Source organism: Corynebacterium sp. HMSC062A03, assembly GCF_001811145.1.
GTDB lineage: Bacteria > Actinomycetota > Actinomycetes > Mycobacteriales > Mycobacteriaceae > Corynebacterium > Corynebacterium aurimucosum.
The window spans coordinates 1-13,193 of record NZ_KV803703.1; the positions used below are offsets into that span (position 1 = coordinate 1).

The 13,193-nt window shown below is 60.1% G+C and carries 13 protein-coding genes and 1 tRNA gene; 8 read left to right on the forward strand and 6 right to left on the reverse strand.

The window, feature by feature from the left end; translation table 11 throughout:
• Positions 1-313: 313 nt before the first annotated feature.
• Both HMPREF2781_RS10560 and mgtE read right to left on the reverse strand, forming a co-directional pair.
• On the reverse strand, positions 314-502 hold the full coding sequence (locus HMPREF2781_RS10560; RefSeq protein WP_246817280.1) for a hypothetical protein: 189 nt from the start codon (positions 500-502) through the stop codon (positions 314-316).
• A 167-nt stretch (positions 503-669) separates the two neighbouring features.
• Positions 670-2,034 carry a magnesium transporter gene (mgtE, locus tag HMPREF2781_RS10565; protein WP_070645876.1) on the reverse strand — a complete coding sequence of 455 codons (1,365 nt, stop codon included), beginning with the start codon at positions 2,032-2,034 and terminating at the stop codon, positions 670-672.
• An 85-nt stretch (positions 2,035-2,119) separates the two neighbouring features.
• Here mgtE and HMPREF2781_RS10570 point away from each other — a divergent pair, with 85 nt between their 5' ends.
• Positions 2,120-3,022: a DUF2262 domain-containing protein gene (locus tag HMPREF2781_RS10570; protein WP_246821851.1), complete on the forward strand. Its 903-nt coding sequence runs from the start codon at positions 2,120-2,122 to the stop codon at positions 3,020-3,022.
• On the opposite strand, the gene crtI is transcribed toward HMPREF2781_RS10570, so the two are convergent.
• Both crtI and HMPREF2781_RS10580 read right to left on the reverse strand, forming a co-directional pair.
• Entirely contained in the window at positions 3,019-4,533 is a 1,515-nt protein-coding gene (gene crtI / locus HMPREF2781_RS10575; protein ID WP_070645881.1) for a phytoene desaturase family protein, read from the reverse strand. The two genes, HMPREF2781_RS10570 and crtI, sit on opposite strands and share 4 nt — an antisense overlap.
• Before the next feature lie 5 nt (positions 4,534-4,538).
• The gene (locus HMPREF2781_RS10580; RefSeq protein ID WP_070645883.1) at positions 4,539-5,396 is read right to left on the reverse strand and encodes a phytoene/squalene synthase family protein; all 858 of its coding nucleotides are present in this window, start codon (positions 5,394-5,396) and stop codon (positions 4,539-4,541) included.
• A 93-nt stretch (positions 5,397-5,489) separates the two neighbouring features.
• Between HMPREF2781_RS10580 and HMPREF2781_RS10585 the strand changes: the two genes are divergently transcribed.
• Together HMPREF2781_RS10585 and HMPREF2781_RS10590 are read left to right on the forward strand one after the other, a co-directional pair.
• Positions 5,490-6,230, forward strand: a complete 741-nt coding sequence (locus HMPREF2781_RS10585) for an ABC transporter ATP-binding protein (RefSeq protein ID WP_070446086.1) — start codon at positions 5,490-5,492, stop codon at positions 6,228-6,230.
• A 3-nt stretch (positions 6,231-6,233) separates the two neighbouring features.
• Positions 6,234-8,780: an ABC transporter permease gene (locus HMPREF2781_RS10590; protein ID WP_070645884.1), complete on the forward strand. Its 2,547-nt coding sequence runs from the start codon at positions 6,234-6,236 to the stop codon at positions 8,778-8,780.
• Positions 8,781-8,816: 36 nt separating this feature from the next.
• Here the strand turns inward: HMPREF2781_RS10590 and HMPREF2781_RS10595 are convergent, their stop codons facing one another.
• Entirely contained in the window at positions 8,817-9,176 is a 360-nt protein-coding gene (locus tag HMPREF2781_RS10595) for a FluC/FEX family fluoride channel (protein WP_070446091.1), read from the reverse strand.
• Positions 9,173-9,490, reverse strand: coding sequence for a fluoride efflux transporter family protein (locus tag HMPREF2781_RS10600; protein WP_070645885.1), 318 nt, complete (start codon positions 9,488-9,490; stop codon positions 9,173-9,175). The genes HMPREF2781_RS10595 and HMPREF2781_RS10600 overlap by 4 nt, the downstream gene beginning before the upstream one ends.
• Before the next feature lie 83 nt (positions 9,491-9,573).
• Between HMPREF2781_RS10600 and pgm the strand changes: the two genes are divergently transcribed.
• The 5 genes from pgm (at position 9,574) to HMPREF2781_RS10625 (ending at position 13,137) form a co-directional block, all read left to right on the forward strand.
• On the forward strand, positions 9,574-11,190 hold the full coding sequence (gene pgm, locus HMPREF2781_RS10605) for a phosphoglucomutase (alpha-D-glucose-1,6-bisphosphate-dependent) (RefSeq protein WP_070645887.1): 1,617 nt from the start codon (positions 9,574-9,576) through the stop codon (positions 11,188-11,190).
• Positions 11,191-11,213: 23 nt separating this feature from the next.
• Positions 11,214-11,675 (forward strand): MauE/DoxX family redox-associated membrane protein, encoded by a 462-nt coding sequence (locus HMPREF2781_RS10610; protein WP_070645889.1) that lies wholly within the window; start codon positions 11,214-11,216, stop codon positions 11,673-11,675.
• A gap of 17 nt (positions 11,676-11,692) precedes the next feature.
• On the forward strand, positions 11,693-12,160 hold the full coding sequence (locus HMPREF2781_RS10615; protein WP_070446099.1) for a MauE/DoxX family redox-associated membrane protein: 468 nt from the start codon (positions 11,693-11,695) through the stop codon (positions 12,158-12,160).
• A gap of 59 nt (positions 12,161-12,219) precedes the next feature.
• The gene (locus HMPREF2781_RS10620; protein WP_070645891.1) at positions 12,220-12,975 is read left to right on the forward strand and encodes a DsbA family protein; all 756 of its coding nucleotides are present in this window, start codon (positions 12,220-12,222) and stop codon (positions 12,973-12,975) included.
• 89 nt (positions 12,976-13,064) lie between these two features.
• Positions 13,065-13,137 (forward strand) — tRNA-Ala (locus HMPREF2781_RS10625).
• The last annotated feature ends 56 nt before the right edge of the window (positions 13,138-13,193 follow it).

Genomic DNA, 13,193 nt, shown 5'->3' on the forward strand with positions numbered 1-13,193 from the left:
AACCGGGAGGTTGTGGGAGAGTAAGAAACCGCCGGCACCAAACAAAACAAACAACTCAATACACAACAAAGAGAGACCGTTGAAACACTACTGTTTCAACGGTCTCTCTCTTTTCGTTTTGCGGTTTTCACCGTCCCCCCACAACAACAAAAGAGGGGGCGGGCCCAGCATTAACCCGTTGATGGCACCTTTAAACCATCTACGGTGCTGCGCTAGCAGCCGACTGAACCCCACGTCCAAAGACACCCAAAAATACAGACCCGAAAGTACAGGTAGGGGCCTGCGCTCTTTACGTGCTGCTGCAGCTAAGCCTCTAAGAGGCAGCAGTGAGGCGGCAGACTGCCTCCCGGATGACCTCAGGGCGCTTGCAGAAAGCAAAGCGCACCTTGCACTTCCACGGTTCCGGGTTGTCCGTGAAGGCGGCTAGCGGGATGGCGGCCACGCCCTTCGTTTCGGGCAGCTGCATGCAGAAGTCAATGCCGCTTAAGCCGGTAGAAGACACATCGGCAACCACATAGTAAGTGCCGCCGGTGCCATACAGGTGGAAGCTCGGCTGCTCTAGCGTGCGCCAGGGACTGTGTCCAGGAGGATGGTGAGGCTCTAGCGCGGCCGCAGTTAGTTAGGCAGGTCGCGCGATGGAGCTTAGCGGGTCTTAGTGGGCTAGATGCCCTAGATCCCCAACACCGATTTTGCGATGAAGAAGTAGATAATCAAGCCCGTCGCGTCACAGAACGTGGAGATGAACGGGTTAGAAAACACAGCAGGGTCCGCACCAACCGTCTTGGCCACAATCGGCATGAGGCCGCCAACGGTCGCTGACATCGAGCAAATAAGAAACAGGGTGGAGCCGATCACGATACCGATATCGAGGCCGTAGACCACCGTCGCCAAGACGAGACCAGCCAGTCCGAGTACGGCGCCGAGCAGCATTCCGACGCGCAGCTCGCGCCACATTACGGAAAGGAGGTCGCGCGTTCGGACGTCGCCAAGCGCGAGCGCACGGGTCACTGTAGTAGCCGCCTGGTTTCCTGTATTGCCGCCCGTGCCAGTGAGGAGGGGGATAAACAGAGAAAGTACGACCGCCTTGGCCAGGGTGTCCTCGAAGGAATCGAGAACCCGCACGGTCAACAACGCTGACACAGCGAGCACGAGCAGCCAGAGAATGCGGGAGCGAACGAGCTTGAGCAACGGCGTCGACAAGTAAGGCTGCTGGAGCGCTTCCGTACCACCGGAACGAGCCGAGTCCTCGCTGTCCTCTTCCTCCATGATGTCCGTGGCATCGTCCCACGTAAGAAGACCAACGAGGCGGTGGGAATCATCCACAATCGGCAGCGCCAGCATATCGAGGGGCAGGAACCACCGTACGGTTTCTTCAGCGTCAGCAGTCGCCCGCGCATAAACCGGTTCCTTCATGATGTCCTCAATGAGCACGCCCCTCTTCGCCGTGAAGAGATCGCGCAGGCTTACGACGCCCACCAGGCGACGGTCCTTGCGCGTCACCGGAACGGTATAGATGGTCTCCAGTTCATCGGCGGTATCGCGTAGTGTGCGCAGGGCATCTTCCATGCTCATTTCCGGGTGAATGTCGGGCACCTCTGGCGACATACGACGGCCGACGGAGCCCTTCGTGTAGCCAAGGATCACTCCGGTGACATCGCGCTGCGTCTGGGTTAGTGAGCGGAGGAGGCGATCCGCAATCTCGGCGGGCAGCTCATCCAAGAGCGCCACGCGGTCTTCGGGATCCAACTCGTCGAAGAATTCATAAACATCGGCATTCCCCAGCTCATCAATGATGTCCGCCTGGTGCTTTGCATCGAGCGCATCAAAGACCGCGATGGACTTTTCCCGTGGCAGCAGGCGGAGGGCTAGCGCAGCGCGGAGCGCATTCTGGCGCTCTACAATCGCGATGAGCTCTTGACGGGGAACGCGAGCTAAGAGTTCCTGGAGGCGAGGGGCCTTTTTAGGATCAATAGCGTCTTCTTGCTTCAGCCATGCCTCTACGGCCTCGCTGGCCTGTTCAATAGTTTCTGCCATCGCTTCGCCTTTCCACTCGACGTCAACCTCCTCAGACTACGCTATGCAGCGCTGCACGGCCTTTTCGCAGATGTACTATTGCGACATGCTTTCCCTCTACCGTGAATTTTCGGACCATGACGTTGTTAAAACGATACTGAGCTTCGAAGAAACAGAGTTTCTCTTCGTCGTGGCAGCCGCGCCGAAGAAATCGGTGAGTGATGATCCTTATGCTGAGGACAAAACGCACATTCAGCTCATGAGCTTGCCTGGAGTTGCTTTAAAGCTGTTGCCGGAAGGCGAGCTGATTACTGGCGACATCGCAGTGCGCTATCCGCAGCTCTTCCAGACAGTCGCAGGAAAAACGCTGTGGGATCCGCGTGAAATTACAGAACTTGAGCCTTTCAGGGTGTTTCATGCTCGGGGTAGCCACCACTTCCACGAGAGGAGCAAAGAGCACTATGTCGATATCTGGGAGATTCTTCCAGATGTAGCCGATGCAGCCATGGAGCAGCTTCTTGCCCGGATTGACGTTCCGGTAGAGCTTGATTCCACATTCGGTCCGTTGGTGCTCGACCGCTGTACAGATACATTCGAAGGTAGAGCAGAAGAACTCGGAATTGATATCAGCATCGTGTATGAAGGGGAGGAGCTTCTTCTCGCGGAGAGTACGAATCTCAAGCGAAAATTCAAGGCACCGCTCTCTGTGATCAACAAGGTGCTCAGTTCCGAGTTCCTCGAGGAGGCCCAGCGCTTTGCTGCTGCAAAGGCCCTCCGAGCCGCCAACCGTTGGCGCCACGACGTTGCCGTGTCCGAGGGCAACAGCGTCCCGGCGCCGGAACTTACTACCAGCGACGTATACGCCAAACTTACTCCCGTTGCCGTTGAGGTTCCTCAACGTGGCAACCTCAGCGTCGAGTTTGATGATGGCTATCTTTTTGGCGGTCACCCCGTAACAGTGAAGGTAAGACGCAACGGTAAGCCTGCATCCCTTGAGCTCGACGCTTAGTACTGTTCACGCATCCGCGTGAGGACGTTGTGGGCCGAAATCAGGCACATGGGCACGCCCACGCCCGGGACCGTGGTGCCACCGGCGTAGTACAGGTTGGGCAGCTTACGGGATTGGTTCCGGCCCCGGAAGAATGCGGACTGGCGCAGCGTATGGGCAGGGCCCACGGCGCCGCCGGACCAGGAATTGTACTGCTCGGCAAAGTCGGCGGGGCCGAGCGTGCGCTTGACGACGACCCTCTCCTCCAGATCCTCAATTCCAATCCAGGACCCCAGCTGTGCCACGGCAGCACGGGCGATGGCGCTAACGCGGGGAGATTCCGCAGCGCCGTAGGCATCGCCATGGCCGTAGGATTCTTCTGCCGGAACGGGAATGAGGATGAAGAGATTCTCGTAGCCTTCCGGAGCCACACTGGAATCGGTGGCAGAGGTTTTTGAAACATAGATCGACTCCGAGGAACCCAACGGCCGCAACGGCTCAGGGCCGTGGTAGACGGCCCTAAAATCGGGGGTCCAGTCTGTGCTGAATAGCAGCGTATGGTGTGCCAGCTGCGGAAGGGCCCCCAATACACCGAGGAAGACTAAGACGGTGCCCAGGCCAGGGTCACGGTGGGCAAAGTAGCGTTCCGGGTATGTTTGCAGGTCCGTGGGAAGCAGAGCGGTTTCTGTGTGGTGCAGGTCTGCGGCGGAGACGATGGCGTCGGCGGGGATCATGCGGCCGTCGTCAAGCGTGACGCCCGTCGCGCGCCCGTGCGCGTGGTTGATTGCTACCACCGCTGTGCCAAGCTCGAAGGTGGCGCCGGCTGCTTGCCTCGCGATAGCGTCGACAACAGCCGCGAAGCCTCCTAAGGGGTAGCGTACGCCCTCCACCAGGTCGGTGTGGCTCATCAAGGAATACAGTGCCGGCGCGGCCTGTGGTTCGGTGGAGAGAAACACCGCGGGGTAAGTCAGGACCTGGCGCAGGCGGTAATCCTTAAACTGGGCGGCCACCAGCGCATCTAGTGAGCGAGTCAGCAGCAGCGCGAGCGTGCCCAGTCGGGTGAGGACGTCTTTGTTGAGAAGCTGCGTGGGGCGGGAGAAGGTGGTGTATAAGAAGTTGCGCAGGGCAATGGCGTATACGTCGGAGGCCCGGGAGAGATACGCGCGCACCTTGTCGCCAGCGCCCGGCTCCAAGGATTCAAAAAGCTCTGCTACGTTATCCACGCCCGTTTCTATATCGAGGGCCGCGCCGTCTTCGTTGATAACACGGTAGGCAGGGGAGAGGTCCACTAGGTCCAGCTCGCGCCCGGTACTGGTGCCGCAGGCGCGGAAAAACTCATCGAAGGCCTCCGGCATGAGGTACCACGAGGGGCCGGTATCGAACCGGAAGCCATCCACGGCCAAGCTTCCCGCGCGTCCACCAACGCTGCGTTGCTTGTCGACGACCGTCACCCGCATCCCCTCCCGCAACAGCAAGGCAGCGGTGGCTAGGCCTGCAATACCAGCGCCGATGACAACAACATGTTTGCTCATGTTCTTTAACCTTTATTTCGTGCCGCGTGCGCTGCAGCGCGGCTGATGAGGACAGCTTTCCGCGCAGCGGGCACACTGACGCGGGTAGTCATGATCTCGTGCGCAGGAGTGGCCTCGAGGAGATCCGTAAGCTCCGTGAAAAGAGCCGCCGCTGCGGCTACCCCCACCCTGGAGCCAAGGGGAAGCAGGTCCATGGCCGTGCGGGCATGGGCTAAGTCTTCGCGGATATCAGAAATGATCGCGGCCTTCGTTTCCTCATCGAGTTTGTCTGGCTCACGCAGCGTAGGAAAATAAGCGCGGCCCAGCTCAGTAGAGTCTTCGTGCAGGTCCCGCAAAAAGTTGATCTTCTGAAACGCGGCACCCAGGCGCTCCGCTCCTTCTTCGACGCCGTCAGGCCGAGGTGCACCGGCATAAAAAGTATCCAGGCATAGCAGCCCAATGACTTCTGCAGAGCCCCGAACATAGGCCTTAAAAGACTCCGCTGTGTGGGAGGTGCGCGTGAGGTCACAACGCATGGAGGCAAAGAACTCTGCAATGTGTTCGTCCTGGAACCCGCAGCGCCGCGCGGACAGCGCGTAGGCGTGCACGACCGGGTCGGCGTGAAAACGTTGGGAGGGGGCGTTGCGGACGGTGGTTTCGTAGGCGTCGAGAAGCGCGGCCGCGTCGAGGGGATCGAGTCCCGCGTCGACGATCTCATCGGCCGTGCGCACCATGGCATATAAATTTCGGATGTCCATGCGCACTCGCGGCTGAAGAAGCCGTGTGGCCAGGGAAAAACTGGTGGAGTAGTGGCGCATGATCTGAGCCGCGGCTGCTTCGGCACAGCGGTCATAATGTTCCAGAGCGGAAAGAGATGCGCGCATGGGGCATATTTTAGACCACACGCGTCACACATTTAACCCGAGGCAAGATAGGGTAGTGACGTTACTTTCCCCATCTATAAGGAGAACACGTCCATGACCACCCCAACGATGACTGCTGCGGCTCGCGCCGTTGACCTGTTCAAACAATACGGTCAGGGAGACACCGCAGTCACCGCGTTGGACCACGTCGACGTTGAGTTCGCGCGCAACACCTTCACCGCCATCATGGGCCCGTCGGGCTCCGGCAAATCCACCCTCATGCACACCATGGCGGGGCTCGATTCGGCGACGTCCGGTTCGGCCTTCATCGGTGACACCGATATGTCGCAGCTCAGTGACAAGGATATTACGGCCCTGCGCCGCGACCGCCTGGGCTTCATCTTTCAGTCCTTCAACCTGGTGCCCACGCTGACCGCGGCAGAAAACATCACGCTGCCCACCGATATCGCTGGCCACAAGGTGGATAAAGAGTGGTTCGATGAGGTCACTTCCCGCCTAGGCTTGTCCGAGCGCTTGAATCACCGCCCAGCAGAGCTCTCCGGCGGCCAGCAGCAGCGCGTGGCCTGCGCGCGAGCCCTGGTTTCGCGCCCCGAGATCATCTTCGGCGATGAGCCGACCGGCAACCTGGATTCGAACTCCTCCGCCGAGGTGCTCGACATTTTGCGCACCGCCGTGGACAAGGATGGTCAGACCGTCGTTATCGTCACGCACGATGCCAAGGCAGCCTCTTACGCAGACCGCGTGGTTTTCCTTGCTGATGGGCGCCTCGTGAATGAACTCACCAACCCAACCATGGAGTCCATCCACGCCGTGATGGCAGAAATCGAGGGCTAGAACATGGCCACAAAGAACACCATGCGCACGGTGTCCGTGCGCAACATTCTCGCTCATAAGCTGCGTCTTGCCCTGACCCTGCTGGCGGTGGTGCTCGGCACCGCGTTCATCTCGGGTTCCTTCATGTTCACCAATTCGCTCTCGAGCACCTTCGACTCCGCGGTATCTACCGCGTTTACGGGCGTGGATGCGGCCGTGAGCCAGAAGGAGGGCGGCCCCAACCTCGATCAGAAGATGCGCGATGACATCGCCGCCGACCCCGATGTGCGCGCGGTGAATATGCAAAGCAGCCAGACGGTCGTGGTGGCAAACAAGGACGCCGAGGCCTTTCAAACCGGTGGGGGCACCTCCAGCGTGCAGCCCTACTACCCGGAGGAGCAGTCCGTCGGTGAGCCCGCCACGCTTGTCGAAGGCTCTGAGCCGAACGGGACCGGCGAAGTCCTCATTAATGATTCCGCCGCTGAAGAGTTCGGTATCCACGTCGGCGATACTCTCCTCGTGGTCCACCCGGACCAGCGTGATGAGGTGAAGGTCGTGGGCGTCGTCAAGCCTGCGGTGGACCAAGGCCCCAGCCTGACCTTGCTCATGGGCCACGAGGCCTTCGTCGAGCGCTATGGCAATTCTGCCCAGTTGAAGGTCGCGGCGGCCGAGGGCGTCGACGCCGATGCCCTCGTAGACCACCTCAATGAAACCTTCGAGGTCAAGGCGGAATCCGGGCAGAAACTGGCTGAAGAGATTTCAGATCAGATTTCCTCTGCACTGAAATTCGTCAACTACTTCCTTATCGCTTTCGGCCTCATCGCGCTGTTGGTGGGCACGTTTATCATTGCGAATACCTTCTCGATGATCGTGGCCCAGCGCACCAAGGAGTTCGCACTCTTGCGTGCACTCGGCGCCTCCCGTGGGCAGATTACGCGCTCGGTGGTCACAGAGGCCTTCATCGTGGGCCTTGTGGGTTCTGCCGTGGGGGTGATCGCCGGCATGGGCCTGGTGGCACTCATCAAGGCAGTTTTTGAAGCCAAGGACATGCCCATGGGCGGCGGTCTGGGCCTGAGCGTTAGCGCAGTCGTCGTGCCGTTGCTTTTGGGTGCCGTGGTCACCATCATTTCCGCGTGGGCGCCGGCGCGCCGGGCGGGTGCGGTGAAACCCGTGGAGGCCATGCGCACCACCGAGTCTGCGGCTGGTTCTTCGTTGCTTGTGCGCAGCGTGCTGGGCGGGCTGCTGCTGGTTGTAGGCATCATCTTCGCGCTTATTGGAGTGTTTATTGATGCCTCCACAGGCATCCGCGCCTCCCTCGTGGGCCTCGGTGCGCTCAACCTAATCCTTGGTTTCTTCCTCGCCGGCCCGGCCATCTCCCTGCCTATCGTTCCGGGGATCGGCCGCGTGGTTGGCGCGCCCTTTGGTGCGGTGGGCAAGCTGGCGTCGACGAATTCGGCGCGTAACCCGCGCCGAACCGCGGCTACCGCGTTCGCTCTCATGCTGGGCGTGGCGCTGGTGACCTCGATCGGCATGTTGGGTGCGACGATGAAAGCCTCGGTTGCCGATGCCGTCGAACAGGATGCCCACGCGGACTTCTTGCTGTCCGGTCCGACGTCCGGAAACTTCCCGACGCCGAACGAGACGGCGCAGCGTGCCCGCGATACCGAGGGCGCTGGCCAGGTCGTAGCGATGAGTACTGCGCCACTACAGGTGGATGGCCAGGCTTCGATGAATTATGGCCCGGAAATGTTGATAAGCCAGGTCATCGATGGCAACGCCGATGACATCCTCAACCTCACCGTGGTCGAAGGCGCCGTGAACACGGGCGAGGAGCCTGGCTTCATCGCCGAGGCCGGCTTGGCTGCGGAGCAGGGTTGGGAAGTCGGTCAGTCCTATGAGCTGGCTGGCCCGGATCCCTCCCGCACCGCGCAGGTGAAGCTCCTCGGCACGTATGAGCATTTTGAGATGCTTTCGGGTCTGGCCGTGTCCAAGTCCGCGGCGGAGGACGTTGTTGACCCCGGCAGTCTCGACGTCATGGTGGTCTCCGTGAACGCGGAAGAGGGCTATGACAAGGAGAAACTGCGCGCCAACCTGGAGAAGTCTGTCAAAGACCTCGTCGTGGTGCAGGTGCGCACCAGTGAGGAATACGCCGGCGAGGCTGCCGGCATGATTGACCAGATGCTCACGATTCTCTATGCGCTACTGGCTTTGGCCGTGGTCATTGCGGTCTTGGGTATTGTCAATACCCTCACGCTGGGTGTGATCGAACGCCGACAAGAAATCGGCATGCTGCGCGCGGTGGGTACCCAGCGCCGCCAGATCCGCACGATGATCACCGTGGAATCGGTACAGATTGCCCTCTTCGGTGCGCTCATGGGCATCCTCATGGGCCTGGGGATGGGGTGGTCCTTCATCTCCGTGCTTTCCGACGAAGGCCTCGATACCGCGACGGTTCCGTGGTTGATGCTCGCGGTCATGTTCGTGGGCTCCGGAATCGTCGGTGTGCTGGCAGCGCTATGGCCAGCGCAGCGCGCGGCACAGACCCCACCGTTGGACGCCATCGCTGACTAGTACAGCATGTGGCCGCACAAGGGCGTGCGAGGTAGGTTAGGCGAGAAGCGAACCTACCCACGCTCCGCGCCAGGCCACCACGATTCCCAGGCCGATGGTCCAGAAGAGATAACGCGCCAAGCGCCACCAGCGCTTGGCCTTTATCATTTCTCCCAGTTCCTTGGCCAGCGTGGACCACGTGGATAGCCCGCCGGCGAGTCCGGCTGCTAGCAGGGGGAGAAAATACTCAGGGGTGTGGGCATGCGTGGCATAGCCGTAGGCCACGCCCGCCACGGCTGCGCCAATGAGGTTGGCGGCAAAGGTACATGTGGGGGAAGGCAGCACACGGGTGAGCAGATAGCGCCCGCAGCCACCGACAAAGCCACCGGCGAGTACGGCCAGGATGGAGAGAATCATGCGTGCCTCCGATCCTGCAGGCGGTCACCCATGAGGTAGGCCGCGGTGCAACCGACGACCGTCGCCAGCACGTAGGCCCCCGCCTGCGCCGGGCCGAAGCCGGAGGTGAGGAAGGCGAAAGCGGCAAAGCTAGTGAAGCCGCCTAAGAAACCCGTGCCCCAGAACGCTGGTGGCTTGGCATAGCCCATGACAGCACTGCCAAGAACGTTGATGAGGAGCAGCGGCAGTGCGCCACCCCCGAGAAGTGTAGTGAGGACGAAGCGGACCAGCGCCCCGAGCGCGGTTCCGCAGCCCACAAGAAGGATCTGTGGCATAGGAACCATCCTAATTGGGATGCGAAAACGACGTGAAGCAGGCAAGCTTAGGGTGTATCCACGTTTCCAAGGAGGAACCCACCATGGCACACGAGCGCGCCGGCCAACTAGCCCAGCCTTCTGATCTCATCGATATTGCAGAGCTAGTCACCGCTTATTACACCCGCACCCCCGACGCTGATAACCCCGATCAGCAGGTTTCCTTCGGCACCTCCGGGCACCGCGGCTCCGCTTTAGATACCGCCTTCAACGAGGCCCACATTCTGGCGATTACCCAGGCCATCGTGGACTACCGCGCTGAGCAGGGGACCACGGGCGCCATTTTCATTGGCCGCGATACTCATGCCCTGTCCGAGCCCGCCATGGTCTCTGCCCTCGAGGTCCTCTTAGCTAATGAGCTGGAGGTCCGCGTGGATGACCGTGGCCGTTATACCCCAACTCCGGCCGTCTCCCACGCCATCCTGACCAACCCGGGCACCGACGGCATCGTGATTACCCCGTCTCATAACCCGCCGCGCGATGGCGGATTCAAGTACAACCCGCCAACGGGCGGCCCGGCGGATACCGATGCCACCGACTGGATCGCCGCCAAGGCCAACGACTATCTGCGCGCCGGGCTCGAGGGCGTGAAACGCGTGGCGGTTGACGGCGTGCTGGATGAGCGCTGCGTGAAGCACAACTACGTGGACAACTACGTTGCGGACCTGGCGAACGTCGTGGACATGAAAGCCATCAAGAACGCCGGCGTGCGCATCGGAGCGGATCCCATGGGCGGGGCCTCGGTGGACTACTGGGCGGCCATCGCCGAGCATTACGAACTCAACATGACGGTGGTGAACCCCGAGGTAGACGGCACTTTCCGCTTCATGACGTTGGATACCGACGGCAAGATCCGCATGGACTGTTCCTCCCCGGATGCCATGGCGTCACTGGTGGATAACCGTTCCAAGTACGACCTGGCCACGGGCAACGACGCCGACGCGGACCGCCACGGCATCGTCACCCCGGATGCGGGCCTGATGAACCCGAACCACTACCTGGCTGTGGCCATCGAGTACCTGTTTAGCCACCGCCCCCAGTGGGGCAACGCCGGGGTGGGCAAGACCTTGGTCTCATCCTCGATGATTGATCGCGTCGTGGCCAGCTTGGGCCGTGAGCTCGTTGAGGTGCCGGTGGGCTTCAAGTGGTTTGTGCCGGGGCTTGTCGACGGCTCCCTGGGCTTCGGCGGTGAAGAATCCGCCGGCGCTTCCTTCCTGCGCTTCGACGGTACGGTGTGGTCCACCGACAAGGATGGCATCATCATGGATCTTTTGGCCGCCGAGATCCTGGCGGTGACGGGCAAGACTCCGTCCCAGCGCTACGCGGAGCTGGCAGAGGAATATGGTGCACCGGCCTACGCGCGTACCGACGCCCCAGCTAACCGTGAGCAGAAGGCAATCCTGAAGAAGCTCTCCCCGGAGCAGGTGACGGCGACTGAGCTGGCGGGCGAGGAGATCCTCGCCAAGCTCACCGAAGCGCCGGGCAACGGCGCGGCGATCGGTGGCCTCAAGGTGAGGACTGAGAACGCGTGGTTCGCCGCGCGCCCGTCCGGCACGGAGGATAAGTACAAGATTTACGCTGAGAGCTTCCGTGGCGAAGAACACCTCAAGCAGGTGCAGCAGGAGGCGCAAGCGCTGGTGTCACAGGTTCTGGGAGGCTAACTTCAGGGCTAGGCTAATGGATTATGACAGCCACACAACGCGCCTCGGTGCTTGACCTGGCCAGCGCGCTCGCCCGATTCGGTATGGCCGCCGTGTGGATTATCGCCGGCATACAGAAACTAGACGCCCGGATGGAGATGGCACAGGCCATCCGGGCCTATGGCATCTTCATCCCGGAATGGTCCGAGTACTTGGCCTACCTCATTGCACCGCTTGAAATCGTAGGAGGGCTGCTGCTGTTGCTGGGCCTGTTCTTGAGGGAGGCGTCGGCAGTCGCTGCGGTGGTCCTAGTCCTGTTCATGGTGGGCATTTCTCAGGCGTGGGCGCGTGGGTTAGTCATCGATTGTGGGTGTTTTGGCTATGACCCCAACGACGTGAGCCAAGGTATGAACTACGCGCTGACGCTGCTTCGCGACGCCTTCTTCCTCATCCTCACCGCGTGGACGATCTGGCGTCCATATCGTCGTTACGCTCTCCACCCGTAACTTGTTAGGCTAATCCCGTGTTTAAAAATAAGATCAGCGCAACGCTCGTGCTGGACGTTATCAGTGCGTTTGCGCGATTTTATATGGCCTATGTGTGGATTAAAGCGGGAGCGTCGAAGTTGTCGGACCAGCTCGCGGTATCGCAAAGCATCAAGGCATATGAAATCTTTACCCCAGAGTGGTCCCACTATTTGTCCTATCTGATTGGCCCGCTTGAAGTGTGCGGCGGCCTGTTGCTCCTGCTGGGGCTGTTCCTGCGTCAATCGGCGTGGGTGGGGCAGATTGTCCTCGTTCTGTTCATGATCGGCATCGCGCAGGCATGGGCGCGGGGACTCGGGATTGACTGCGGGTGTTTCTCCGTTAGCCCTGATGAGGACGCGCAAGTGATGAACTACATGATGACACTGCTGCGTGATGTCTTCTATTCTGTCTTAATGGTGTGGACGATCAAGCGTCCTTTCACCAAGTTTGCATTGCACCCTTAACAACGGTGTGTAGACTTTCCATCTATTCGAAATAACGTCATCAAAGGCAAGGTTGTTCAATGAGTACAGTCAAAGACCCCAACTCCAAGAGTAATAGTGGATTCGTCTGGGGCCTCGCTGTTCTGCTGGTTATTATTGCCGTGGTCATCGGCTACATCGTCTACCAAGGGCGAGGCGCACAGACCGATGCGCTGGGGGACTACTCCGCCGAGGATGTCTCCATGGAGATTTCCCTCGCGGACAATGCGGTAACCCTCAAGTCTGCGGATGCCGCAAAGGACGCAACCGAAGTAGAGCTGTACGAGGACTACTCCTGCCCACACTGTGGTGACCTGGCGAAGGAAACCGACGAGCAGATGAAGGATGCGATTGATGCGGGCGAGCTCGTCGTGCACGTGCGCACCCTCAACTTCCTCGACGGCAGCCCGAACGGCCTGGAGAGCATCAAGTCCAACACGGGCCACTCCTCCAAGGCCGCTGCTGCGATGGAACAGGTAGCAAAGACCGGTGACGCCACGCTCTACTGGAACCTGCGTAAGTACCTCATGGAGAACCAGTCCAAGGTGTACAACAAGTGGGAGATGGAAGATTTCGCTGCTGCCGCGAAGGAACTGGGCGCAGATGATGCCACGGTGAAGGCCATTGAGGAAGCCCCGGTTGGTGAAGGAAACCCGCTGGTGACCTCGAACTACGAAAAGCTTGAAAAGGAAACCGGCAGCGTATCCTCGCCGCGCATTATCAAGGACGGCAAGGACATTCCGGAGGATGACAAGACCTCCATCATGGAATGGGTCAACATCGTTACTGAGAAGTAAATTTAGCGCCCCAACTCGCGATTTGGTGAGTGAATGGGGAGCGGATATATTGATACGAGTTGCAATCTTAAAGGTTGCACCTCGTATGAGGGGCTATGGCGCAGTTGGTAGCGCACCACACTGGCAGTGTGGGGGTCACGGGTTCGAATCCCGTTAGCTCCACTTTAAAATTCAATATTGCCTTGGGGCTATGGCGCAGTTGGTAGCGCACCACACTG

Coding starts and splice junctions, on each gene's coding strand:
- mgtE (WP_070645876.1), bottom strand. CDS start 2,034: ATGGCAGAAACTATTGAACAGGCCAGCGAGGCCGTAGAGGCATGGCTG.
- HMPREF2781_RS10570 (WP_246821851.1), top strand. CDS start 2,120: ATGCTTTCCCTCTACCGTGAATTTTCGGACCATGACGTTGTTAAAACG.
- crtI (WP_070645881.1), bottom strand. CDS start 4,533: ATGAGCAAACATGTTGTTGTCATCGGCGCTGGTATTGCAGGCCTAGCC.
- HMPREF2781_RS10580 (WP_070645883.1), bottom strand. CDS start 5,396: ATGCGCGCATCTCTTTCCGCTCTGGAACATTATGACCGCTGTGCCGAA.
- HMPREF2781_RS10585 (WP_070446086.1), top strand. CDS start 5,490: ATGACCACCCCAACGATGACTGCTGCGGCTCGCGCCGTTGACCTGTTC.
- HMPREF2781_RS10590 (WP_070645884.1), top strand. CDS start 6,234: ATGGCCACAAAGAACACCATGCGCACGGTGTCCGTGCGCAACATTCTC.
- HMPREF2781_RS10595 (WP_070446091.1), bottom strand. CDS start 9,176: ATGATTCTCTCCATCCTGGCCGTACTCGCCGGTGGCTTTGTCGGTGGC.
- HMPREF2781_RS10600 (WP_070645885.1), bottom strand. CDS start 9,490: ATGCCACAGATCCTTCTTGTGGGCTGCGGAACCGCGCTCGGGGCGCTG.
- pgm (WP_070645887.1), top strand. CDS start 9,574: ATGGCACACGAGCGCGCCGGCCAACTAGCCCAGCCTTCTGATCTCATC.
- HMPREF2781_RS10610 (WP_070645889.1), top strand. CDS start 11,214: ATGACAGCCACACAACGCGCCTCGGTGCTTGACCTGGCCAGCGCGCTC.
- HMPREF2781_RS10620 (WP_070645891.1), top strand. CDS start 12,220: ATGAGTACAGTCAAAGACCCCAACTCCAAGAGTAATAGTGGATTCGTC.